Source organism: Enterobacter sp. 04-C-12-SI-ECC (assembly GCF_047530715.1).
GTDB lineage: Bacteria > Pseudomonadota > Gammaproteobacteria > Enterobacterales > Enterobacteriaceae > Enterobacter > Enterobacter bugandensis.
In genome coordinates this window covers 66,272-87,429 of sequence record NZ_JBLKDI010000009.1, presented here as the reverse complement: position 1 = coordinate 87,429, position 21,158 = coordinate 66,272, and the positions used below count along the sequence as shown (strand labels likewise).

Sequence of the window (21,158 nt, the reverse complement as noted above, 5' to 3'; positions counted from 1 at the left end):
GTTATTCCGCAGGCTGGCTTTTGGTCAGGCGCTCAACGGCCCTGACCAGCTCGGCCACGGAGCGCACCTGCATTTTCTCCATCACGCGGCGGCGGTGCACCTTCACCGTGATCTCGCTGACGCCCAGCTCGGCGGCAATCTGCTTGTTGAGCTTGCCGGTGATGGCAAGCTCAAGCACCTCGTGCTCGCGCGGCGTGAGGGACAAATGGCGCTGCTTCAGGGCGTAGTGCTCTTTATTGCGCACGGCGTTGTTTTCCGCCAGCTGCAGCGCGGACTCAATGGCGTCGATAAGCGCGGCGGATTCAACGGGCTTGGTGAGAAATTCATACGCGCCGCCTTTGATGGCGCGAACCGACATCGGGATAGTGCCGTGGCCGGTGAGAAAAATAATCGGGATCTCGCGCCCGCTGTCTTTGAGCGCGTCCGCCACCTCAAAGCCCGAGATGGCGGGCATCTGCATGTCGAGGATCACGCACGACGGCAGATCCTCAAACCGGTGTTGAAGAAACGTTTCTGCTGATGAAAAGCCGATGGCGTTTAAGTCTGCCGATTCCAGCAGCCCGATTACGGACTGCCTGACCGCGTCATCGTCATCAACCACATACACAATGTGTTCCATTCACCGCCCCGGTGCTGATTTAAATGTCGAGGATGCAAACAGTCCCAACGGTGGCGTAAGAGACTGTTTATGCTGACTTTCATCTTAACACATTAAATATCATTATCATTTAACAATATGATAACCATATGAAGTATAGCGAGCCGGGGCGGGGGCGGTGAAGGAATGAAACGCTGTTTTTATGCACCGACAAGCTCGATGCGGTTGCCGTCCGGGTCCGCGATTACCGCTTCATAGAAGCCGTCCCCGGTCATGCGCGGGGCGCTGAGCAGCGTGCCGTTTGCCAGCGCCCGCTCGGCCATGCTGTCCACTTTTGCCTTGCTGCCGACGTTAATGGCGATATGCGCCCAGCCGATAAACTCCGGGTGCGACGGGGCGTCGGGCAGGTCCGGCAGCGTCATCAGCTCGAGGGTCGGCCCGTCATCCAGGGTAATAAAATGGGATTCAAACCCCGGACGGTTTTTGCTGACGTAGCGTTCGTTACTGCGGCCATTAAACACCGTTTCCCAGAACTGAACCTGGGCTTCAAGGCTGCGGGTCCAGAGTGCGACATGTGCAATATTCATAAGATCCCTCGTTATTTGTCTGTGAGGACTTTCACCGATAAAACAGGCTACACTCTGGTTTTGAGCGCGACAAGCTGAGGAAACAACAATGCACTACACACTGAAAGAAAGCGACAAGGACAAAGCGGAAGGGTCAAGCGGCGCGGGCGCTCTGCAGCAAAAACTGCTGGAGTCCCGTTCGATTGTCATCTCCGGCGAGATCAACCAGGAGCTGGCGCAGAAGGTCATTACCCAGATGATCCTGCTGCAAAGCGTCAGCAACGATCCGATCAAGCTGTACATCAACAGCCAGGGCGGCCACGTGGAAGCGGGTGACACCATTCACGACTTCATCAAGTTCATCCGCCCGGAAGTGCACGTTATCGGCACCGGCTGGGTGGCAAGCGCCGGGATCACCATCTTCCTGGCAGCGAAAAAAGAGCACCGCTACTCGCTGCCGAATACCCGCTTTATGATCCACCAGCCGCTGGGCGGCGTGCGCGGTCAGGCGACGGATATTGAGATCGAAGCGCGCGAGATCATCCGCATGCTGGATCGCGTCAACAAGCTGATCGCTGACGCCACCGGCCAGCCGCTGGAAAAAGTGAAAAAAGACACCGACCGCAACTACTGGATGTCTCCGGCAGAAGCGCTGGACTACGGCATCGTGGGCAAACTGATTACCCATTACGACGAGCTGAACCTGGATTAAGTTTTACTGCCGTGTACGTGTCGGGTAGCGGCTTCGCCTTACCCGACCTACGCGCGCTCGTTTGACCCATGACAAGTTCCCCCTCTGCCTTCTTGCCTATAATCGCGCCTGTTTCCCCTCTCACTGGTGCTACCCATGGCGTATCAATTGAACCTGAACTGGCCGGAATTTCTTGAGAAATACTGGCAAAAACAACCCGTAGTGCTGAAAAATGCCTTCCCGAATTTTGTCGACCCGATTACCCCGGACGAGCTGGCAGGCCTGGCGATGGAGCCGGAAGTCGATAGCCGTCTGGTGAGCCACGCTAACGGCAAATGGCAGGCCAGCAATGGTCCGTTTGAGCACTTTGACGGTCTGGGCGAAACCGGCTGGTCGCTGCTGGCGCAGGCGGTGAACCACTGGCATATGCCCGCCGCGGAGTTGGTGCGTCCGTTCCGCGTCCTGCCGGACTGGCGTCTGGACGATCTGATGATCTCCTTCTCCGTGCCGGGCGGCGGCGTGGGTCCGCATATCGATCAGTACGACGTGTTTATCATTCAGGGGATGGGCAGCCGCCGCTGGCGCGTGGGCGACAAGCTGCCGATGCGTCAGTTCTGCCCGCATCCGGCGCTGCTGCACGTGGATCCGTTTGAGCCGATCATCGATGAAGATCTTGAGCCGGGCGATATTCTCTACATTCCGCCTGGATTCCCGCATGACGGCTTCACCCATGAAACCGCGCTCAACTACTCCGTCGGCTTCCGCGGGCCGAACGGCCGCGATCTGATCAGCAGCTTCGCCGATTACGCGCTGGAAAACGATCTGGGCGGCGAGCACTACAGCGATCCGGATCTGACCTGTCGTGAACATCCTGGCCGCGTAGAGCAGTACGAGCTCGATCGTATCCGTCAGATGATGATCGACATGATTAGCAAGCCGGACGATTTCACGAAATGGTTTGGCAGCTTCGTCTCCACGCCGCGCCACGAGCTGGATATCGCCGCCGCCGAGCCGCCGTATTCGGCAGACGAGGTGCTGGACGCGCTGCAGGGCGGCGAAACGCTGTCTCGCCTGAGCGGCCTGCGCGTGCTGAACGTTAACGGCAGCTTCTTTATCAACAGCGAACAGCTGGAAACGGCGGATGTGAACGGGGCAGATGCGCTGTGCCGCTACACCGAACTCGGCCAGGCCGAGCTGGGCGATGCGCTGAAAAACCCGGCGTTTGTTGACGAACTCACCGGGCTGATTAACCAGGGGTACTGGTACTTCGACGAGTAACAGGAGGCGGCGTTTAGCCAGCCTAAACGCCGCTACGTTTAAACCAGCATATTACATGCCTTCCAGTAGTTCAAAAGCCGCTCGTCGTCGCGCTCTTTCTCCGCTTTGATTTTCATCGCCTGGGCGAGATTCTCTCGCGATAACTCATGGCCTTTTTGCACGATGTCCAGGACCGCTTCACCAAGAGCCAGCGAAATTTCTGCCCGATTATTATTGCGAATCGTCATAAATACCTCCTCGTTGGTTGCGATAATTTAATTATGAACGGGAAATAATCAGTCGGTAATAATTCATCTTATTCTTATTTTTTCAATTCGGCGTTAAATAGACATCATATTCCATTCTGTCAATGATGTTTCAAAATGCTAATAAATCTTTTAAGCCTGAATTTATGCGCTACAGTTATTTTCGTGCAACAGGCAAATAACCGAAACAGGAGAATGATTATGGTAGATAAAAGCGCAATTAAGGATCACACTCAGGTTGTCGCCAGCTGCGGAACGCACGTCGGGGTTGTGGACCATTTAGACGGCGAGCGTATCAAGCTTGCTAAGAGTGACCCTGAATCAGGCGGCAAGCACCACTTTATTCCTCTCGGCTGGGTCGATAAGGTCGAAGATAATAAAGTTATCCTGACCAAAAACCATAAAGAGGTTTTTGCTGAGTGGCAGGAAGCATAAATATATTTCTCGTAAAGGAATATATATCTTCGCTCCGGCTTAGTCCGGAGCGTAATAGTGTCTGCGCCCGGTGATTGCTGATATGGCAAAGGGATGGTACTGTTTTGCCTGTCCTTTTCCCGATGCAGGCCCCGAATTATGCTCCAGAGTGAAAATAGATCAGCGAAACGCATATTTTTTGTTGAGGATTTTCAGGTATTCGGCGAGCGCTACGGCATCGACTACCGTTTCCCGCTGTTAAAAGGGGAGCAGATCAGCGGCAGCCCGGTGTTGCAGGGTAATGTGGAAGAGATGACGCTCTCGTCCGGCATTTCGCTGACCCACTCCGACGTGCATGTATTACAACCCTACGAAACCACATCCCGCCACAGCAGCCCGCTCTATATGCTGGTAGTCCTGGAAGGGTGCGTTACGATCGCGCTCAATGGCATCGACTATCACGTTCGTCCCGGCATGGCGTTCAGCGCCCGTCTGAGTGAGGAACAGGTGATGAGTGCGCGTCACGACGCCGACAGCGCGCTGAAAACGCTCTCGTTTGGCGTGTACCCGCATGAAGCCGGGCGTGAAGCCCTGCTTGAGTCGCTGCTGCTGGAATGGCAAAACCTGAATACACCCACGTTTGTCTGGCACGTTCCCGAGTTTGTTATGTCAGGCATTCAGCATGCGCAGCAGCAGAGGGGAAGCATGCTCGCGCGTAAGCTATTGCTGGAGGGGCTGATGTACCAGCTGCTCGGCCACGGCCTGAACCAGCGCCAGCAGCCCTGCCCGAGCCGCCCTGAGCATGCGCGCCTGGAACGCGTACGGAGCATGCTGGAACAGTCTCCTGAACGGGATCATACTCTCGCGCAGCTGGCAGCCCTGGCTGCAATGAGCCCAAGCAGCCTGCGCAGCAAGTTCCGTCAGCGCTACGGCTGCACCCTCTTCGATTATCTTCGCGACTGTCGCCTTGCGCTGGCGCGCCGCTATCTGCTGGAAGGCCACAGCGTGCAGCAGGCGGCCTGGATGTGCGGGTATCAGCATGCCACCAACTTCGCCACCGCGTTTCGTCGTCATTACGGGATTTCTCCGGGCGACGTGCGCAAACTCCGCTAACGTAATTTCGCCCATCGCGCGAACGCATCCCGTGCGGTTTAGCATCGCGCATACGTAACCTGGCGGCGCGCATAGCCGTTTGCACTCTCAAAAAGGTAATAATTCTTATTAACAATAAGAAATATCTCTGGAGAGGGTTATGTTTGCTAAATCGCGTCTGGCACTGCTGGTGGGATGGGTTACCGGTAGCGTCGCTTTTCCTTTACTGGCGCAGGATGCGCAAAAAACTGACACCGTGGTGGTGACCTCGCAGATGCAGTCTGCGGCCACCAAGCTTGAAACGCCGGATATTGAAACTCCGCAGTCGGTCTCTATCGTCACGCGCGAGCAGTTCGAAGAGCAGGGCGCAACCAGCGTGCGTCAGGCCGTGAGCTACACGCCGGGGGTCTACAGCAACCAGATTGGGGCGTCTAACCGCTTTGACTACATGGTGCTGCGCGGCTTCTCTGACGGCAGCCTGGACAACGTCTACCTGGACGGCCTGAAGATGATGGGCGACACCAACTCCCACAGCTCGCTGGTGGTTGATCCGTGGTTCCTGGACAGTATCGAAGTCGTGCGCGGTCCGGCCTCCGTGCTCTATGGCCGTTCATCGCCGGGCGGGATTGTGGCGCTTACCTCCCGTAAGCCGTCGTTCGATCCGGGCGGGGAGATCAAGCTCTTCGCCGGGAACAATAGCCAGCGTGGGGCGATGTTCGACGTCACTGGCCCGGTTGATGATAATGACCGCGTGGCGGTGCGCCTCAGTGGGATGACCCGCTATGCCGATTCCCAGTTCGATCCGCTGAAGGAAGAGCGTTACGCGCTGATGCCGAGCCTGACCTGGCGTATCACCGATAACACCCGTCTGGATCTGATGGCCTACCTGCACCGCGATCCGGAAGGCGGCAGCCACTCCGGCCTGCCGTACGAGGGCACGGTTGTGCTGCACAGCGGGAAGAAAATCTCCAACACGTTCTTTGAAGGTGAAGACGATTACGACAAGTACGATCGTCGGGAAAACATGGTCGGCTATAACCTTGAGCACCTGTTTGACAGCGGCTGGTCCGTGCGCCAGAAGCTGCGCTACCTGCACACCAAAGTGGAGCTGAACCAGGTGTATGCCGCAGGCTGGCTGAATGACACCGAGCTGAACCGCGGCTATTCCGGCTCTGACGAGAAGATGAACGCCATCACCCTGGATAACCAGGTCGACGGCAGCTTCGACACCGGGGCGGTGAACCACCGCGTGCTGATCGGCATGGACTACCAGGACCGCACCAACAACGTGACCGGCTACTATGGCGGCTTCCCGCCGATTGACGCCTTCCACCCGGTTTACGGTGCGAAGCCGGACTACATCACCCAGTACAGCAGGGAAAAGCATAAGCTTCGCCAGACCGGTTACTACCTACAGGATCAGATGTCCGTTGACCGCTGGCGCCTGACGCTCGGCGGGCGTTACGACCAGGTGAGCGTGTCGAACGTCGACAACTTCAACCATACCCGCAGCGATCTGGATAAAAACAACTTCAGCAGCCGCGCGGCGCTGCTGTATCTGTTTGATAACGGCGTTGCGCCGTACGTCAGCTACTCCACCGCCTTTACGCCGACCAGCTTTGCCGACGAGCAGGGCAATATCCTGGATCCGATGAAGGGCAAGCAGTGGGAAGCGGGCGTGAAGTATGAGCCAGAAGGGATGAACAGCCAGTTCAGCGCCTCGGTGTTTCGCATCAACCAGAAGAACATTGCCACCAAAGAGGAGCCGACCGATCCGTACCGTTCCATCGGTGAAATCGAATCCGAAGGCGTTGAGCTGGAGGCGATTGGTCAGCTGACCGACAGCCTACGCATGCAGGCGGCGTATACCTACACGGATATTCGCTATAAGAAGAGCAGCCCGGAAGAGGAGGGTAAGCGCGCCGTCTATGCCCCGCGTAACATGGCCAGCGCCTGGCTGAGCTACGACGTCAAAACCGGCCCGCTGGACGGCCTGACCGTCGGCTCCGGCGTGCGCTATGTCAACGGGATCACCAGCGATCGCCAGAACACCCATACGCTTCCGTCGTACACGCTGGTGGACATGGTCGTGGGGTATGACCTGTCAAAAGTGGGGCTTACGGGCGTGAGCGCGCAGCTGAACGTCAATAATCTGACGGACAAAAGCTACGTTGCGGCGTGTAACTCGCTCTCTTACTGCTACTTCGGTGCAGAACGCAGCATTGTGGGCAGCGTTTCGTGGAAGTTCTGAGTCGTTGATTTTGCCGGGTGGCGGCTTCGCCTTACCCGGCCTACTCTATTCCGTAGCGCCACCGGCGCTAAAAAACGTGCTACTCCTCCATCGCAATCACAATCGCCTCGCCCATCTTCTTCAACGCTTCGCGATGTTTATCCGTAGGCGGCAGCGCCACGTTGATCCGCAGGCAGTTGCGGTACTTCCCTGACGCGGAAAACAGCGACCCGGCCGCCGCCTGGATCTTCAGGCGGCACAGCTGCTTGCTGACGCACACCATATCCACCTTCTCTGGCAGCTCAACCCACAGCAGGAAGCTCCCCTGCGGGCGCGTGACGCAAATCTCCGCCGGAAAATACTGCCGCACCCAGCAGGTGTAGGTTTCCATATTCTGCTGATAAATCTGGCGCATACGGCGCACGTGGCGATGGTAATGGCCGTCGCGAATAAACGCCGCCACCGCCATCTGGGTGCCCGGCACGTTAAACCCGCCCGCGGCGTATTTCATGTGCATCACCCGGTCGTAATAGCGCCCCGGCACAATCCAGCCGACGCGCAGGCCCGGCGCCACGGTTTTGGTAAACGAGCTGCAGAGGATCACGCGGCCATCGATGTCCATCGAGTGAATGGTGCGCGGGCGCGGGTACTCCGCCGCTAGCTCACCGTAGATATCATCCTCCACAATCACGATATCGTGTCGCTGGGCGAGGGCTAAAACCTGTTTTTTCCGCGCTTCCGGCATGATAAACCCGAGCGGATTATTGCAGTTGGGCACCAGGATCACCGCCTTGATCGGCCACTGCTCCATTGCCAGCTCTAACGCCTCAATGCTGATCCCGGTTTCAGAGTCGGTGGGAATTTCAATCGCCTTGATGTCAAACCCGCGCAGCATCTGCATGGTGCCGTGAAAAGATGGCGACTCCACCGCCACGATGTCCCCCGGTTTACACACCGAGAGCAGGGCGATCGACAGCGCGCCGTGGCAGCCGTTGGTGATCACAATGTCGCTTGCCGAGACGGTAGAGCCGCCGTCCAGCATCAGGCGGGCGATCTGCTCGCGCAGCTCCAGCCGCCCGTCGAGCACGTCATAGCTCAGCATCTCGCTCGGGTTATGCTGCGCAAGGCGGCTCATCTCGCGCCACAGGGGCTTCAGGCTCGGCTGGTTAATGTCCGGCGAACCGCCGCCAAAGGAGATCATCTCTTTGTCGGCGCGGGCGTCCAGCAGCATCATCACCTCATCCCACTGGGTGACGTCCACCGGGCGCTGCACCGGGCGCGTCATCGCCGGGACGGGCGGCTGGGCTTTGCGTTTCGAGACAAAATAGCCGGAGCGCGGCTGGGGGGTGATCAGCTGAAGGTTTTCGAGGATCTGGTAGGCCTGCTGTATGGTGCTGATGCTCACGCCATGCTCCTGGCTCAGGGCGCGCACCGACGGCAGACGCTCGCCGCTGCGATACAGCCCTTGTTCAATGCGTTCTGCCAGAAGGTTGGCGAGGTGTTGATAGCGTGTCATGCTGTATCCTTTATTTTCACCATACAGATTATTAAACCAGTACAGATTGCCGCAAAAAACGGCATGCAGATACCGTTTTAGCGGATCTGTATGTTAAACAAAAGTTGTTTTTGCATCTGTATTGCGCAGGTCGATTTCCAGGATGATAACCCCACTGGCACAGTGAGGAGAGCATTATGGAATTCTACGAAAACCGTTCAAAACGTCCGTTCGTCGTATTTGTCTGGATCGGCAAAACGATCCGCAACTGGTATCGCATCAACCGGACCCGCCGCATCCTGAGCCAGATGAGCGACGAGCAGCTCAAGGACGTCGGGTTATCCCGCAATGATATTTAAACCGTGGCCGGGTAAGGCGCAGCCGCCACCCGGCGGTTCAGTTCAACAGCGCAAGCGTCTGCCATTTCGGCCTTTCCAGCAGCTCCAGCGCCTCCTGATACGTCCGCACGTTGTTATAGCCCATCACCAGCCCGTAGCGTTTGCCCGACCCGCGATACCACTCCGAGAGCGCATTGACCTGCAGCTGCTGTTCCTGCCAGCAGCGGGCCACTTCCCGGTCGCAGCTCCCTTTGGTGAGAAACGCCACGATATGCATCCCGCCGTCGTTTTGCTCGGTGAAAAACAGATCGCCATACACCTCGCGCAGGGCGGCAATCATCCAGTCGCGGCGGGTCTGATACAGCGCGCGCATCTTCTTGAGATGGCGTAAAAAATGCCCTTCGTTGAGAAACGCGGTGAGGATCTTCTGCGTCAGCACCGGCTGGCCGCTGGTGGTGATATCCGCGCAGTCGGTAAAGGCTCCGACGGTGCTGGCGGGCATCACCACGTAGCCCATGCGCAGCGACGGCATGATGGTTTTACTGAAGGTGCCCATAAAGATCACCCGGTCGTGCTGGTCGAGGCTTTTCAGCGACGGCAGCACCTTGCGGGTGTAGTGAAACTCCCCGTCGTAATCGTCTTCGATAATCCACGCCTCGTTCTGGCTGGCCCAGTCGAGCAATTGCTGCTTTCGCGGCAGGGAGAGCGTCACCGCCAGCGGGCTCTGGTGCGAGGGGGTGACGATGGCAAAACGCGCGTCACGATGGTGACGAAGCAGGTATTCCGTATCAATGCCGCAGCGATCGACCGGCGCCGTGTGCAGGCGCGGCACGATCCGCTTCAGCAACTGCTGACCCATAAAGTAGCCCGGATCTTCAAACACCACCTTGTCGCTGCGGCTGGCTAGGGTGTCGAGGATCAGCCGCAGGCTGCCGCTGTAGCCGCTGGTGATCAGCACCTGTTCGGCGGTGCAGGACAAGCCGCGTGAGATATTGAGATAGCTGGCGATGGCCTGGCGCAGCGGATACCAGCCCAGGACGGGCGGGTTGAGCATCTCCTCCTGACGCATGGCGCGCGTCGCCTGGCCCGCCAGCAGCAGCCATTTTTTATACGGGAAGCTGTCGAGGGCGGGGATGCCGGGGCGCAGAAATCCGGCCCGCTCGCGCTGACTGATAAGCGAGGCCGGAAGCGTGCCGGTAGGCTGTTCCGCAGGGGCATTGTTATCCGGTAGCAGTAAATCCGGGTTGACCCGCGTGCCGCGCGCGCCCTGGCTCACCAGATACCCTTCACCCGTCAGAATGGCGTACGCCGTTTCGACGGTTTTGCGCGCCACCTTCAGCTCTTCCGCCAGCACGCGGATGGCAGGCACCTTATCGCCCGGCTTCAGCACGCCGCGCGTGATGTTGTCGCGATAGCGGGAATAAATGTCGTGATAGCCCGGCTTCATGTCCTACCTCATTTCACGCTTTTTGTATCTTTTTACTATGTCATGAACGGCGTAGATTTGCCTCATCGCACGGCACATGCCGCACAAAAAGAGGAAAGACAATGAGCACTCGCGTTAACCACCATAAAGTTACACCTGCCCTCGCCAACGCGCTGTCTGCCCTGAGTATGGAGGTGGCAAAAACCTCCATCGACCCGGCGCTGAAGCACCTGATCGACATTCGCGTGTCGCAGCTGAACGGCTGCACCTTCTGCCTGGATATGCACTCTAAAGAGGCCAAAATCGCCGGGGAACGCGAGCTGCGCCTGTACCATCTGACGGCCTGGCGCGAGTCCCCGCTGTTCAGCGCCCGCGAGAAAGCCGCGCTGGCCTTCACCGAAGCGCTGACCCAGATTGGCGTTCACGGGGTGAGCGACGCGCTGTACCGCAGCGTGGCGGAGCACTTCTCGGACGTGGAGATTTCAGAGCTGAACTTCGCCATCGTGGCGATCAACGCCTGGAACCGTCTGGGGATCACCTCCCGCATGGCGCCCGGCTCGCTGGACGCGGCTTACGGGCTGAATAAGGCTAACCTGGAGTAATCCCGCGCTCGCGGATCATCGCCACCAGCGCCCGCAGTCCCGGCGGAACGTGGCGATGGCCGGGGTAATACAGGCGCAGCCCGGCAAAGGGCTGCGCCCAGTCGTTTAAAACGCTCACCAGTTCTCCACGCTCAAGCTCTTCCCGGATATACAGTTCCGGCAAAAATCCTACCCCTAATCCCGCCTTTACGGCGCGGATCGAGGCGAAAAGATCGGATGTCGCAAAGCGCGGCGGTACGGCAAGGGCGTACGTTTCCCCCCGACGCGCCAGCTCCCAGCGGTAGATCCCGCCGTGGGCCATGCGCATGCCGATCCCCTGATGTGAAAGCAGATCGTCCGGCGTCTGCGGAGTACCGTGACGGGCAAAATAGTCCGGCGTGGCGGTCACCAGCTGGCGGATCTCCCCGGTCAGCGGCACGGCGATCATGTCCTGCGGCACGGACTCCTCAAGGCGGATCCCCGCGTCATAGCCTTCCGCAACGATGTCGATCATGCGCGCTTCGCTGACGGTTTCCACGCGCATCTTCGGGTAGCGGATCATAAAGTCGATCAGCAGCTGGTCCAGAAACAGGGTGCCGATATGGTTCGGCACGTTCAGACGCAGCGTGCCGGCGGGTTCCCCGGTGTCGCTGTGGATATCCTCGCTGGCGAGGCGGATCTCCTGCAGCGCCGGGCCAACGCGCGCCACGTAGCGCTGTCCGGCGTCGGTGAGCGCCACGCTGCGGGTAGTGCGGTTAAAGAGGCGGGTATCCAGGCGGCTCTCCAGCCCGGCAATGGCGTTACTGACCGCCGTGGCGGACATGCCAAGCTCCTGCGCCGCGCCGCGAAAGCTGCCGCGCCGCACCACCGCCATAACCACTTCCAGCTCTGTCAGACCTGAACGATGCATAGATTATCCTGAAAATCGAAACAACCCTTGCAGCATAGCGTGGATTATCGCAACGGAGAAGCCGTGGCAGACTGTGCTCACACAGCCTGAGGAGGTTTATATGCACACTATCGAACAGATCTTTATTAACGGCGAATTTGTTACCCCGCACGGCACCGAACGGTTTGATTTATACAACCCGGCGACGGCGCAGGTCATCGGGCAGGTACGCCTGGCGGATGAGGTTGACGCAGCGCGCGCCGTTGCGGCGGCAAAAGCGGCGTTCCCCGCGTGGTCGCAGACGACAAAGCAGGAGCGGATTGCCGCGCTAAAACGTATGCACGCCGCCGTGGCCGCTCGTCACGACGATCTGCTGGAAGCGGTCATCGAAGAGTACGGCGCGCCCGCCTCGCGCTCGGCGTGGATGGCCAGCTATCCGGCGGAGGTGATTGCTCAGGCGATTGAGGCGCTGGAGGCGTTTGAATTCGTCACCCCCGCGGGCGCAGCCACGGTGCAGATGACGCCGCTTGGCGTGGCCGGGCTGATTACGCCGTGGAACAGCGACGCAGGATTTATCTGCGGCAAGCTGGCGGCCGCGCTGGCCGCGGGCTGTACGGCGGTGATTAAGCCGAGCGAAATGAGCGCCCTGCAAACGCAGATTGTCACCGAAGCGCTGTGCGATGCGGCTCTGCCGCCGGGCGTGTTTAACATCGTCACCGGACGGGGTGAGACGGTCGGTGACACAATCAGCCGCCATCCGGACGTGGCAAAAATCTCGTTTACCGGTTCGACGCATACCGGCAAGGCGATCCTGCGCAACGCGGCGGAAAGCTTTAAGCGCGTGACGCTGGAGTTAGGCGGGAAATCGCCGACGATCCTGCTGGATGACGTGGATCTGGCGCAGGCGATCCCGCTTGTCATTCAGGCCGGGTTTATGAACAGCGGGCAGGCGTGCGTGGCCGGTACGCGCATTCTGGTGCCTTACTCGCGTAAGGCGGAGATCGAAACCGCGCTGGCGCAGGCCGTGGCGGCGGTGAACTCCGGCGACCCGCGCAATAAATCAACGGACGTCGGCCCGATGGTCAGCGCAAAGCAGTGGCAGCGGGTGCAGGGCTATATCCGCAAAGGTGTCGAAGAGGGGGCGCGCTTGCTGGCGGGCGGCGAGGGGCGGCCGGAAGGCACACAGGACGGCTGGTTTGTGCGCCCGACGCTGTTTGCTGACGTGAACAACCAAATGACAATTGCCCGCGACGAGATTTTTGGCCCGGTGCTGTGCGTAATTCCCTATCGTGACGAGGCGGAGGCGATTGCCATTGCCAACGACACGGACTACGGCCTGAGCGCGGTGGTGCTGGGCGGTGCGGACCGCGCGCGCCGCGTGGCGCAGCAGATTGTTTCCGGTCGCGTGCTGGTGAACACTCTGGCCCATGAACCGAAAGCGCCGTTCGGCGGGTTTAAGCACTCCGGCGTGGGGCGCGAGATGGGCGAGTGGGGGATCCGGGCGTTTATGGAGCCGAGGTCGATTCTGGGCTAAAGCTTCGCTCTTTACCGAAGCATTGTGCTTTTCCATCCTGCATTCTCTCCTCAACATCACAGCGGAGAGACCATCATGATCGCAGTCCTTTTCGAAGCCAAAGCCGCGCCTGCCCATCAGGCGCGCTACCTCCAACTTGCCGCAGAGCTTAAGCCTTTGCTGGCCGACATCGACGGCTTTATCGACATCGAACGGTTCCAGAGCCTGACGACCGACGGCAAAATTCTTTCCCTTTCCTGGTGGCGGGATGAAGAGGCCGTCCGCCGCTGGAAGCAGAACGTCTTCCATCAGGCGGCGCAGGCCGAAGGGCGGGAGTCGATTTTCTCTTTCTACCGTATTCGCATGGCGCAGCTGGTGCGGGAGTACAGTTCCGAAACGGGAGGGCGCGCGAATGTATGACGTTCACGTGATTTTCCGCGACGGGCCCGGCGAGCTGGCGCGCTTTGGACAGCTGTTGGGGCGCAACGGCGTGGGGCTTGAGGGTGGCGGCGTGTTCGGTACGGAGGCCCATTTCCTGGTGGAGGACGGGGAAAAAGCCCGCCGCGTGCTGGTGGAGGCCGGGTTTACCGTGCAGGCGGTGCGCAGGCCGGTGATCAGAAAACTCAGGCAGGCGCGCCCCGGCGAGCTGGGTGAAATTGCGGCGGCGCTGGCGGCACGCGGCGTGTCTGTTCTTACCCAGTACAGCGACCATGCGAATCACCTTATTCTGCTGACGGATGATGATAAGCTGGCCGCAGAGATCACCGAACCCTGGGCAGCACATGTTAAAGATAAGCTTACCGACTGATAACGGCGCGGCGCTGGAGCAGGCCATTGCGGCGGTGGCGGCGGCAATGGCCGATCCGTCACGCGTGAAGATGCTGTGTGCGCTAATGGACGGACGGGCGTGGACTGCCACCGAACTGAGCGCGGCGGCAGATGTAGCGCCGTCGACCGCCAGCGGGCATCTCGCCCGGCTGGTGGAGGGAAAGTTGATTACCTGTCTGTCTCAGGGGCGGCACCGCTACTATCGTCTGGCGGGGCACGACGTGGCGGAGCTGATCGAACAGATGATGGGGCTCTCCTGGAGCCGCATTGCGCCGCCGGAAACCACCGCGCCGAAGGCCATGCGGGAGGCGCGCACCTGCTACGATCATCTGGCGGGCGCGGTGGCGGTAAAGATCTACGATTTCATGCAGGCGGAAGGCTGGCTGGAGGCAGACGGTTCAGCGCTCACGCTGTATGGCCGGGAGCAGTTTCTGAAGCTCGGCGTGTCGTTAAGCGCTCATCCGCGCCGCAAGGCCTGCTGCGCCTGTCTGGACTGGAGCGAGCGGCGATTTCACCTCGGAGGCGAAGCTGGCGCGGCGCTGCTTATTCATCTGGAAAGCAAAGGGTGGATCCAGCGGGTGGCGGGGTACAGGGAGGTGGTGGTGACGACATCGGGAAAAAGTGCCGTCAGGAGGCATTTTAGCCGCTAAACTTCACTGCGGGCTGGTGCCCTCACCCCGACCCTCTCCCACAGGGAGAGGGAGACATCGTTTTCGCAATTCCTGCTCTTTCGTCTCGCGTTTCTTGATACTTACCCTGATAACTATTATCTTGACCGCGTGTGACGAGAGGTTTCCCCATGAGTGAAGAAGCGCTGTTTAGCCGCAGGCCGATGGGCATGCGGATGGCGATGATCGTGCGCCAGTGGCGTGCGGTGATTGATGATGCCATTCTCGATACCGGCTTAACCCAGTCGAGCTGGACGGTGATGATGCAGCTTCATCAGCTCGGGGATAACGTCTCAATGAGTGAGCTGGCGGAGGTGCAGGGTATTGAACTGCCGCCGCTGATGCGCACCCTGACACAGCTGGAAAAACAGGGTTACCTGCTGCGCACCACATCGCCTTATGACAAGCGCATCCGGCTTCTGACGCTGACGCCTGAGGGAAAAGCCATTTTAAAAAGGCTCACTCAGGTGATTGAGACCTATCAGGCACGCGTATCGCAACACATCGCGCCGGAGCATATCGAGATTTTCAGCGCCACGTTAAATCAAATCGCCTGCAATTTGCGGACAATCCGCGAAGAAGACAACAAGACCGAAAAATAATGACCCCTGAACAAAAGTTTGCCCGCTGGGTAAGGGTGAGTATTGCCTCTTTCCTGCTGATGTTTATCTATTTTGTCGTCGCGGATATCTGGATCCCGCTGACGCCGGACTCCACCGTCATGCGCGTGGTGACGCCGGTTTCTCCACGCGTCTCCGGCTACGTGGCGGCGGTACATGTCCACAACAACAGCCAGGTGAAGAAAGGCGATCTGCTGTTTGAGCTCGACGACACGCCGTTTCGCAATAAAGTGGAAGCGGCGCAAATCGCGCTGGAGCAGGCGCGTCTTTCTAACGAACAGCTGGACGCGCAGATCGCCGCCGCGCAGGCCAGCCTGAAAACCGCGGTGCTGACCGCGCGTAACGACAAGGTGACCTTCGAACGCTATCAGAAGCTGAGCACGTTACAGAACGTCTCGCAGGCGGATCTGGATAAGGTCCGCACCGCCTGGCAGAGCAGCGAGCAGTCCGTCAGCACGATTCAGGCCAACATCCGGAACCTGCGCATCCAGCGCGGCGAGCGCGAAGAACACCGCAACGTGACGCTGCAAAAATACCGCAACGCGCTTGATGAAGCAGAGCTGAACCTCGGCTGGACAAAGGTCTACGCCCAGGCGGACGGCACGGTCAGTAACCTGCAGTTAAGCCCCGGTTTTTACGCCTCATCCGGCTCCGCCGCGCTGGCGCTGGTAAACAACCAGACCGATATCGTGGCCGATTTCCGCGAGAAGAGCCTGCGCCATACCCGTCAGGGCACCGATGCCGCCGTAGTGTTTGACGCCTTCCCGGGGCAGGTGTTCCGCGCCCACGTGGCCAGCAGCGACGCGGGGATCCTCGCAGGCCAGGAGGCGGTTAACGGCCAGCTCTCCCAGCCGGAGACCTCTAACCGCTGGGTACGAGACGCTCAGCGCATGCGCATTCACGTCACGCTGGATGAGCCGCTGCCGAAGCCGCTGCCAACCGGCGCGCGGGCGACCGTGCAGCTCTACAACAGCGAAGGGCCATTTGCGCGCTTCTTCTCCGGAATGCAGATCCACCTGGTGAGCCTGCTTCACTATGTCTATTAATACGCTGGCGCGGGTCTTTACCCCGCACGGTAACATCGTCTACACGGCAAACGACTTTCGCCAGACCCTGCGCATCGTTTTTGCCGGGATGATTGCCCTGAGCATATCGAGCTTCTACAACACCAGCTACGGCGTGTTTTTCGTGGTCTATCCGATCATGCTCCTCTCGCTGGTGCCAGTGTTTAACCGCCACGTGGCGAAGCAGTTTATCTTCAGCGCATCGCTGAACTGCGTCGAAATGGTGATTATCATCGGCTATCTTTCCCAATGGCCGGTCATCATGACGCTGGTGGTATTTGCCCTTTACGTGATGCGTTTTCGCTTTATGAGCAAAGGGCCGCTGTTCCTGTTCGGCTCGATGGGTGTTGTGTGCCAGAGCGTAATGCTCAACTTTATGAGCTACCCCACCACCAACTGGCACACGCTGCTGTTTTCCAACATTGAAGCGAGCGTGATGGCGGTGTGCCTGAGCGCGCTGATGAACTACCTGCTGCCGGACGTGGAGCCCCGCAAGCCGCCGCCGCTGATTGAGAAAGACGACGCCCGCGTGCGCCACGAGTCGCTGCTCTCCGGCAGCGTCGCGACGATGATTTTCGTGGTGTTTCAGATTAGCGACTTAAGCGATTCGCTCTCGGCGCTGATGGCAGGAATTCTGATCCTGTTCCCTATGCACTACCGCGGCGCGGTGATGAGCTCCATCTGGCGCGTGGTCGGGGTAGTGCTGGGCTGCCTCTACATTCTGGTGGTGCAGCTTATCCTCTACGATCACAGCAGCCATATGCTGCTGATGATGCCGCTGATTGGCCTCGGCCTTGCGTTTGGCGCGCGGCTGCACGTGATGGAGAAAGTGGGCGCGGGCGTGGGGTTTTCCAGCATCACGACCATCGGCATTATGTTCGGGCAGAACATGCACCCGGACAGCGACCTGGTGTTCAGCGATCTCTATCGCATCACCTCCGTGACCTTTTCGCTGGTGGCGACGCTGACGATGGTCTTTCTGGTGCATTTGATCCTGAACCGTTTCGCCGCCACGCGCTACGTCATTCAGGGCTGATAGCGTTTGCCGCCGCTGAAGCTCCAGTCCTCAGCGGCCGTAAACTGGATAACGACCATCACGTCTCCACCGTCAATGCCCATCTTCTCATTCAGTTGCGCAGCCAGCTGGTGGTAGAGGGCAGATTTCTGTTCAGTGCTCCTCGGTTTACCAGCAACGATATTAAACAGTATCGCCCCCTCCGTTCTGCCCGTGCTGAGATAGTGCCGATCAATGTATCGATCCCCGGCCGCGAAGCATTCAAAAAAATGGAACCTGTCCTGTGCGGGAACGGCGAAGGTTTCCGTCAGCGCCTGGTGCAGAATGTCCGAGATCTGCTTTTGCTGCATCTCGCTATAGCGGTCACCCGTCATGATACGAACAAACGGCATTATTGTTTCTCCTCCGCAAGGCTGCTCAGCGCGCTGACGGCGGCCGGCCAGCCTGCGTAAAACGCCAGATGGGTAAACGCTTCGGCTATTTCGTCGTCCGTCACGCCGTTTTGCCGGGCGAAGCCGATATGCCAGGGAAGCTGCGCGGTGCGCCCCAGGGCTGCCAGCGCGGCAAGCGTGATCAGACTGCGATCCCGCGGGGCTAGCTGCGGACGCTGCCAGATATCGCCAAAAAGTACCTGCTGGCTCAGTTCCGCCAGCTTAGGGGAAACCTGCGCAAGCGTGTCGCGATTCAGTGTTGTGCTCATTTTTATTCCTCCTGTCGTCTGGAAATCACTCTCGCAGGCTGCCACCATAAATAAAATCGCAATGTTCAGGACTGAATGTCCTGAAAATGAGGATGATATGGATAAACGCTTTTCAGCATTAGACCTGGACGCGCTGCGCAGCTTTGTGGAGGGGATTCAGTCCGCCAGTTTTGCCGAGGCGGCGGACAGGCTGTGTCGGTCCACCTCTGCGGTCAGTGCCCAGTTAAAAAAGCTGGAGCAGCAGTGTGGCGTGGCTCTGACCGTTAAGCAGGGGCGTACGCTGGCACTGACCCGAGAGGGTGAAATTCTGCTGAGCTACGCCCGACGCATGCTGGTATTAAATGATGAAGCGCTCCGGGCTATCAGAGGTGAGTTGCTTCAGGGCGAGGTGCGGCTGGGTATGCAGGAGGACTTTGGCGAGTCCGTGATGCCGAAGGTCCTCGGCGATTTTCACAGACAACACCCTGAGCTTCGCATGACGGCACGTGTCGATCGCAACCCGCCGCTGCTGCGCGGCGTGGCGGCGAATGAACTCGATCTGGCGCTGGTCTGGCAGGAAGGTCGAGAAGGCGACTACGTGCGAAGCGAACCGCTGGCATGGATTTGCCGATCCCGCGAGGATATTGAGGTCCTTCTGCAACGAGGTGAGCCGCTGCCGCTGGTGATGTTTGACGCGCCCTGCCTCCTGCGAAGCCGGGCCATCGCGGCACTGGATGCCGCAGGTATTCCCTGGCGTATCGCTTATACCAGCTATAGCCTGAGCGGGCTGTGGGCGGGAGTTAGCGCGGGGCTGGGTATTACGCTCCGCACGCGTATTGGTCTGCCCGAGACGTTACGGATCGACAGCCACCTGCTGCCAGATGCAGGAGAACTGGGAATCGCGCTGCATCAGGGGAACGCCTCCCCCGATGCAGCAATTACCAGCATGAAGGCGCTGATCCTCAGGACGCTGAATGGATAAGCGTTGGGACTTGCGAGAGTAAGAACAGGATTAGGCCAATCGTCCCGCCCACCAGCGTGCCGTTGACGCGGATGAACTGCAGGTCTTTGCCGATGTTCAGCTCAATCTGGCGGGACATGTCTTTGGCGTCCCAGCTTTTAACCGTGTCGCTGATGTGGCGGGTCAGGAACGCGGCGAAATCTGGCGCGACGCGGTGCGCGGCCTGCTCCAGATGCTCGTTCAGCGACGCGCGCAGGCTGGCGTCGTTTGTTAGCGTTTCGCCAAACCACAGTCCGGCGTTGGCGATGCGTTGCTTCACTCGCGAGTCCTCGCTCTGCATATCCGCCTTCAGCCACTGGCGCAGGTCAGCCCACATCTCGCCCAGATAGCGGTTAAACGCCTCATCGTTTTTCAGGTAGTGCTTGATGTTGTCGGCTTTCGCCGCCATTTCCGGATCGTTTTTCAGGTTGTCGATAAGCTTCAGCGTCGCGCGGTCGAACGCCTGACGGATCTGGTGCGTGCGGTCGTGGCTGATATCGTCCAGCAGCGTGTTCACCGCGTTCGACACCATCTCCGCGCTTTGATCGCCCAGCCATTCGGTAGGCAGCACCATCGCCTTGCGCGGGTGTTCGGTTTTCAGCCAGTGGACGATCTGATCGGCAATAAACTCCCGCGTGCTTTCCCGCTGAATCAGGGTAATCAGGCGGTTGATGATGGCGTCCAGCAGTACCTGATGGCGGTTATTTTTGGTCATGCTCTCGAGCATGACGGCGCTGGTTTCGGTGAAATCTACCTTGTCGATAGCTTTATGCACCGCGCGTTTGAGCAGGCGCTGAATACGTCCGTCATCGGTCAGCTCGAGAAAACCGCTCATCACCTGCATCAGATGCAGCCCGACGCGCTGGGCGTTGTCGGGCTTGCTGAACCAGGCGCCAATCATTTGCGCGGGCTCATAGCGGCGGATCAGCGCCACAAGCGACTGAGTATCAAGAAACTTCTCCTGCACGAACTGGCCGAGATTGTCGCCGATTCGGTCCTTATTGCGCGGAATAATCGCCGTATGGCGTGAGATAAACGGAATGGGAACCCGGCGGAACAGCGCGACGACGGCAAACCAGTCCGCCAGCGCGCCGACCATCGCCGCCTCGGCAATGGCTTTGACGCCGCGCACCCAGAAGGTTTGCGGCAGGAACAGGGTGGTGACAAAGGCCGCGGCGGCAATCAGCAGCAGCGACAGCGCCAGCAGCTTGGCGCGTTTGAGTTCAGCGATTTTTTCCATGGGTTAAGGATAGAGGGAAGCGGGGGAAAAGTGCAAAAATCGCCACAGCACCCACCCGCCAAACCCCATCAGCACCACGCCCGCCGTGCGCTCAATCCACCACAGCGAACGGCTAAGCTTCTGTTGCACCGCCGATAGCCCCATCATCGACACCAGCGCCAGATCCCACGCCAGCACCACCATCACCATCCAGACGCCGCAGGTCGCCTGCTGAAGCAGCGTGACGTCCGGCCCGAGTAACGCCGTCATCAGCGCCAGGTAGAACAGCGCATTTTTCGGATTTAACAGCGCCGACCCCAGCCCCAGCAGGATCTGCTTCATCAGAGAAGGACACCGCTGTCGGGTTTCTGCAAGCGCCAGTGCCTGCGGTTGGCTGCGCACCAGATGCGAGCCGATCCAGAGCAGGTACAGCGCCCCGCATACCTTGATAAGCGTAAACAGCCACGTAAACTGGCGCAGCGCGCTCCAGCCGATAATCACCAGAACAATATAGAGCGCGTTACCCGCGGCGATGCCGACGCACAGCCCGGCGCTGCCGCGCAGCCGATAGCGCGCCGCGTAGCCCACAAGCAGGAAAAAATCCGGACCCGGGCTCAACAGCGCAACAAAATGCGCCAGCGCCAGAGCGAGAAAAGCGGAAGGGAAGAACAATTCCATAGCGACCTCAGTTAACCATCTGAGGACAGGC

24 protein-coding genes and 1 pseudogene are annotated in these 21,158 nt (G+C 59.2%); 15 read left to right on the top strand and 10 right to left on the bottom strand.

Features of this window, described 5'->3' with window-relative positions:
• Position 1: 1 nt before the first annotated feature.
• Complete coding sequence (locus ACMWL8_RS13910; protein WP_045259555.1) at positions 2-619, bottom strand: response regulator transcription factor; 618 nt, start codon at positions 617-619, stop codon at positions 2-4.
• 179 nt (positions 620-798) lie between these two features.
• Positions 799-1,185 carry a VOC family protein gene (locus ACMWL8_RS13905; protein ID WP_028015367.1) on the bottom strand — a complete coding sequence of 129 codons (387 nt, stop codon included), beginning with the start codon at positions 1,183-1,185 and terminating at the stop codon, positions 799-801.
• Between the two features lie 85 nt (positions 1,186-1,270).
• Between ACMWL8_RS13905 and ACMWL8_RS13900 the strand changes: the two are divergent.
• Both ACMWL8_RS13900 and ACMWL8_RS13895 read left to right on the top strand, forming a co-directional pair.
• Positions 1,271-1,876, top strand: a pseudogene (locus ACMWL8_RS13900) (ATP-dependent Clp protease proteolytic subunit); the annotation flags it as partial.
• Between the two features lie 135 nt (positions 1,877-2,011).
• Positions 2,012-3,133, top strand: a complete 1,122-nt coding sequence (locus ACMWL8_RS13895; RefSeq protein ID WP_045259554.1) for a cupin domain-containing protein — start codon at positions 2,012-2,014, stop codon at positions 3,131-3,133.
• Between the two features lie 38 nt (positions 3,134-3,171).
• Here the strand turns inward: ACMWL8_RS13895 and ACMWL8_RS13890 are convergent, their stop codons facing one another.
• Positions 3,172-3,360: a hypothetical protein gene (locus ACMWL8_RS13890; protein WP_028015370.1), complete on the bottom strand. Its 189-nt coding sequence runs from the start codon at positions 3,358-3,360 to the stop codon at positions 3,172-3,174.
• A gap of 219 nt (positions 3,361-3,579) precedes the next feature.
• Here ACMWL8_RS13890 and ACMWL8_RS13885 point away from each other — a divergent pair, with 219 nt between their 5' ends.
• The 3 genes from ACMWL8_RS13885 to foxA all read left to right on the top strand — a co-directional run bounded on the left by ACMWL8_RS13885 (position 3,580) and on the right by foxA (position 7,135).
• Positions 3,580-3,813, top strand: a complete 234-nt coding sequence (locus tag ACMWL8_RS13885) for a DUF2171 domain-containing protein (protein ID WP_028015371.1) — start codon at positions 3,580-3,582, stop codon at positions 3,811-3,813.
• 138 nt (positions 3,814-3,951) lie between these two features.
• Positions 3,952-4,905 carry an AraC family transcriptional regulator gene (locus ACMWL8_RS13880; RefSeq protein ID WP_045259553.1) on the top strand — a complete coding sequence of 318 codons (954 nt, stop codon included), beginning with the start codon at positions 3,952-3,954 and terminating at the stop codon, positions 4,903-4,905.
• Positions 4,906-5,026: 121 nt separating this feature from the next.
• Positions 5,027-7,135: a ferrioxamine B receptor FoxA gene (gene foxA / locus ACMWL8_RS13875; protein ID WP_120266847.1), complete on the top strand. Its 2,109-nt coding sequence runs from the start codon at positions 5,027-5,029 to the stop codon at positions 7,133-7,135.
• 79 nt (positions 7,136-7,214) lie between these two features.
• Here foxA and ACMWL8_RS13870 read toward each other — a convergent pair whose 3' ends face one another.
• Positions 7,215-8,630: a PLP-dependent aminotransferase family protein gene (locus tag ACMWL8_RS13870; RefSeq protein WP_041911335.1), complete on the bottom strand. Its 1,416-nt coding sequence runs from the start codon at positions 8,628-8,630 to the stop codon at positions 7,215-7,217.
• Positions 8,631-8,806: 176 nt separating this feature from the next.
• On the opposite strand from ACMWL8_RS13870, the gene ACMWL8_RS13865 reads away from it, so the two are divergent.
• The gene (locus ACMWL8_RS13865) at positions 8,807-8,968 is read left to right on the top strand and encodes a DUF1127 domain-containing protein (RefSeq protein ID WP_032644967.1); all 162 of its coding nucleotides are present in this window, start codon (positions 8,807-8,809) and stop codon (positions 8,966-8,968) included.
• A 37-nt stretch (positions 8,969-9,005) separates the two neighbouring features.
• Here ACMWL8_RS13865 and ACMWL8_RS13860 read toward each other — a convergent pair whose 3' ends face one another.
• Positions 9,006-10,394 (bottom strand): PLP-dependent aminotransferase family protein, encoded by a 1,389-nt coding sequence (locus tag ACMWL8_RS13860; RefSeq protein WP_045259551.1) that lies wholly within the window; start codon positions 10,392-10,394, stop codon positions 9,006-9,008.
• 101 nt (positions 10,395-10,495) lie between these two features.
• On the opposite strand from ACMWL8_RS13860, the gene ACMWL8_RS13855 reads away from it, so the two are divergent.
• Entirely contained in the window at positions 10,496-10,975 is a 480-nt protein-coding gene (locus tag ACMWL8_RS13855) for a carboxymuconolactone decarboxylase family protein (RefSeq protein ID WP_045259550.1), read from the top strand.
• Here ACMWL8_RS13855 and ACMWL8_RS13850 read toward each other — a convergent pair.
• On the bottom strand, positions 10,962-11,864 hold the full coding sequence (locus tag ACMWL8_RS13850; RefSeq protein WP_045259549.1) for a LysR family transcriptional regulator: 903 nt from the start codon (positions 11,862-11,864) through the stop codon (positions 10,962-10,964). The two genes, ACMWL8_RS13855 and ACMWL8_RS13850, sit on opposite strands and share 14 nt — an antisense overlap.
• Positions 11,865-11,964: 100 nt before the next feature.
• On the opposite strand from ACMWL8_RS13850, the gene ACMWL8_RS13845 reads away from it, so the two are divergent.
• The 7 genes from ACMWL8_RS13845 (at position 11,965) to ACMWL8_RS13815 (ending at position 17,572) form a co-directional block, all read left to right on the top strand.
• On the top strand, positions 11,965-13,377 hold the full coding sequence (locus tag ACMWL8_RS13845; RefSeq protein ID WP_045259548.1) for an aldehyde dehydrogenase family protein: 1,413 nt from the start codon (positions 11,965-11,967) through the stop codon (positions 13,375-13,377).
• A 75-nt stretch (positions 13,378-13,452) separates the two neighbouring features.
• Positions 13,453-13,776: an antibiotic biosynthesis monooxygenase family protein gene (locus ACMWL8_RS13840; RefSeq protein WP_045259547.1), complete on the top strand. Its 324-nt coding sequence runs from the start codon at positions 13,453-13,455 to the stop codon at positions 13,774-13,776.
• Positions 13,769-14,164 carry an amino acid-binding protein gene (locus ACMWL8_RS13835; protein WP_045259546.1) on the top strand — a complete coding sequence of 132 codons (396 nt, stop codon included), beginning with the start codon at positions 13,769-13,771 and terminating at the stop codon, positions 14,162-14,164. The genes ACMWL8_RS13840 and ACMWL8_RS13835 overlap by 8 nt, the downstream gene beginning before the upstream one ends.
• Positions 14,139-14,834, top strand: coding sequence for an ArsR/SmtB family transcription factor (locus ACMWL8_RS13830; RefSeq protein ID WP_045259545.1), 696 nt, complete (start codon positions 14,139-14,141; stop codon positions 14,832-14,834). Before ACMWL8_RS13835 ends, ACMWL8_RS13830 begins: the two co-directional genes overlap by 26 nt.
• Positions 14,835-14,983: 149 nt before the next feature.
• Entirely contained in the window at positions 14,984-15,454 is a 471-nt protein-coding gene (locus tag ACMWL8_RS13825; protein WP_028015381.1) for a MarR family winged helix-turn-helix transcriptional regulator, read from the top strand.
• Positions 15,451-16,518 carry an HlyD family secretion protein gene (locus tag ACMWL8_RS13820; RefSeq protein WP_028015382.1) on the top strand — a complete coding sequence of 356 codons (1,068 nt, stop codon included), beginning with the start codon at positions 15,451-15,453 and terminating at the stop codon, positions 16,516-16,518. The genes ACMWL8_RS13825 and ACMWL8_RS13820 overlap by 4 nt, the downstream gene beginning before the upstream one ends.
• Complete coding sequence (locus ACMWL8_RS13815; protein WP_045259544.1) at positions 16,508-17,572, top strand: DUF2955 domain-containing protein; 1,065 nt, start codon at positions 16,508-16,510, stop codon at positions 17,570-17,572. Before ACMWL8_RS13820 ends, ACMWL8_RS13815 begins: the two co-directional genes overlap by 11 nt.
• Here ACMWL8_RS13815 and ACMWL8_RS13810 read toward each other — a convergent pair.
• Positions 17,563-17,943, bottom strand: coding sequence for a tautomerase family protein (locus tag ACMWL8_RS13810; protein WP_045259543.1), 381 nt, complete (start codon positions 17,941-17,943; stop codon positions 17,563-17,565). The genes ACMWL8_RS13815 and ACMWL8_RS13810 overlap by 10 nt on opposite strands.
• Positions 17,943-18,251 carry a carboxymuconolactone decarboxylase family protein gene (locus ACMWL8_RS13805; protein WP_028015385.1) on the bottom strand — a complete coding sequence of 103 codons (309 nt, stop codon included), beginning with the start codon at positions 18,249-18,251 and terminating at the stop codon, positions 17,943-17,945. Before ACMWL8_RS13805 ends, ACMWL8_RS13810 begins: the two co-directional genes overlap by 1 nt.
• Positions 18,252-18,348: 97 nt before the next feature.
• Between ACMWL8_RS13805 and ACMWL8_RS13800 the strand changes: the two genes are divergently transcribed.
• Complete coding sequence (locus tag ACMWL8_RS13800; protein ID WP_045259542.1) at positions 18,349-19,212, top strand: LysR substrate-binding domain-containing protein; 864 nt, start codon at positions 18,349-18,351, stop codon at positions 19,210-19,212.
• On the opposite strand, the gene ACMWL8_RS13795 is transcribed toward ACMWL8_RS13800, so the two are convergent.
• Together ACMWL8_RS13795 and ACMWL8_RS13790 are read right to left on the bottom strand one after the other, a co-directional pair.
• Positions 19,193-20,470, bottom strand: a complete 1,278-nt coding sequence (locus ACMWL8_RS13795) for a DUF445 domain-containing protein (protein ID WP_028015387.1) — start codon at positions 20,468-20,470, stop codon at positions 19,193-19,195. The genes ACMWL8_RS13800 and ACMWL8_RS13795 overlap by 20 nt on opposite strands.
• Positions 20,471-20,473: 3 nt before the next feature.
• On the bottom strand, positions 20,474-21,127 hold the full coding sequence (locus tag ACMWL8_RS13790; protein WP_045259541.1) for a LysE family translocator: 654 nt from the start codon (positions 21,125-21,127) through the stop codon (positions 20,474-20,476).
• Positions 21,128-21,158: the final 31 nt, after the last annotated feature.

What these genes read in the sequence shown, in the direction of transcription:
- ACMWL8_RS13910 (WP_045259555.1), bottom strand. Translation starts at nt 619, where the DNA reads ATGGAACACATTGTGTATGTGGTTGATGACGATGACGCGGTCAGGCAG.
- ACMWL8_RS13905 (WP_028015367.1), bottom strand. Translation starts at nt 1,185, where the DNA reads ATGAATATTGCACATGTCGCACTCTGGACCCGCAGCCTTGAAGCCCAG.
- ACMWL8_RS13895 (WP_045259554.1), top strand. Translation starts at nt 2,012, where the DNA reads ATGGCGTATCAATTGAACCTGAACTGGCCGGAATTTCTTGAGAAATAC.
- ACMWL8_RS13890 (WP_028015370.1), bottom strand. Translation starts at nt 3,360, where the DNA reads ATGACGATTCGCAATAATAATCGGGCAGAAATTTCGCTGGCTCTTGGT.
- ACMWL8_RS13885 (WP_028015371.1), top strand. Translation starts at nt 3,580, where the DNA reads ATGGTAGATAAAAGCGCAATTAAGGATCACACTCAGGTTGTCGCCAGC.
- ACMWL8_RS13880 (WP_045259553.1), top strand. Translation starts at nt 3,952, where the DNA reads ATGCTCCAGAGTGAAAATAGATCAGCGAAACGCATATTTTTTGTTGAG.
- ACMWL8_RS13870 (WP_041911335.1), bottom strand. Translation starts at nt 8,630, where the DNA reads ATGACACGCTATCAACACCTCGCCAACCTTCTGGCAGAACGCATTGAA.
- ACMWL8_RS13865 (WP_032644967.1), top strand. Translation starts at nt 8,807, where the DNA reads ATGGAATTCTACGAAAACCGTTCAAAACGTCCGTTCGTCGTATTTGTC.
- ACMWL8_RS13860 (WP_045259551.1), bottom strand. Translation starts at nt 10,394, where the DNA reads ATGAAGCCGGGCTATCACGACATTTATTCCCGCTATCGCGACAACATC.
- ACMWL8_RS13855 (WP_045259550.1), top strand. Translation starts at nt 10,496, where the DNA reads ATGAGCACTCGCGTTAACCACCATAAAGTTACACCTGCCCTCGCCAAC.
- ACMWL8_RS13850 (WP_045259549.1), bottom strand. Translation starts at nt 11,864, where the DNA reads ATGCATCGTTCAGGTCTGACAGAGCTGGAAGTGGTTATGGCGGTGGTG.
- ACMWL8_RS13845 (WP_045259548.1), top strand. Translation starts at nt 11,965, where the DNA reads ATGCACACTATCGAACAGATCTTTATTAACGGCGAATTTGTTACCCCG.
- ACMWL8_RS13840 (WP_045259547.1), top strand. Translation starts at nt 13,453, where the DNA reads ATGATCGCAGTCCTTTTCGAAGCCAAAGCCGCGCCTGCCCATCAGGCG.
- ACMWL8_RS13835 (WP_045259546.1), top strand. Translation starts at nt 13,769, where the DNA reads ATGTATGACGTTCACGTGATTTTCCGCGACGGGCCCGGCGAGCTGGCG.
- ACMWL8_RS13830 (WP_045259545.1), top strand. Translation starts at nt 14,139, where the DNA reads ATGTTAAAGATAAGCTTACCGACTGATAACGGCGCGGCGCTGGAGCAG.
- ACMWL8_RS13825 (WP_028015381.1), top strand. Translation starts at nt 14,984, where the DNA reads ATGAGTGAAGAAGCGCTGTTTAGCCGCAGGCCGATGGGCATGCGGATG.
- ACMWL8_RS13815 (WP_045259544.1), top strand. Translation starts at nt 16,508, where the DNA reads ATGTCTATTAATACGCTGGCGCGGGTCTTTACCCCGCACGGTAACATC.
- ACMWL8_RS13810 (WP_045259543.1), bottom strand. Translation starts at nt 17,943, where the DNA reads ATGCCGTTTGTTCGTATCATGACGGGTGACCGCTATAGCGAGATGCAG.
- ACMWL8_RS13805 (WP_028015385.1), bottom strand. Translation starts at nt 18,251, where the DNA reads ATGAGCACAACACTGAATCGCGACACGCTTGCGCAGGTTTCCCCTAAG.
- ACMWL8_RS13800 (WP_045259542.1), top strand. Translation starts at nt 18,349, where the DNA reads ATGGATAAACGCTTTTCAGCATTAGACCTGGACGCGCTGCGCAGCTTT.
- ACMWL8_RS13795 (WP_028015387.1), bottom strand. Translation starts at nt 20,470, where the DNA reads ATGGAAAAAATCGCTGAACTCAAACGCGCCAAGCTGCTGGCGCTGTCG.
- ACMWL8_RS13790 (WP_045259541.1), bottom strand. Translation starts at nt 21,127, where the DNA reads ATGGAATTGTTCTTCCCTTCCGCTTTTCTCGCTCTGGCGCTGGCGCAT.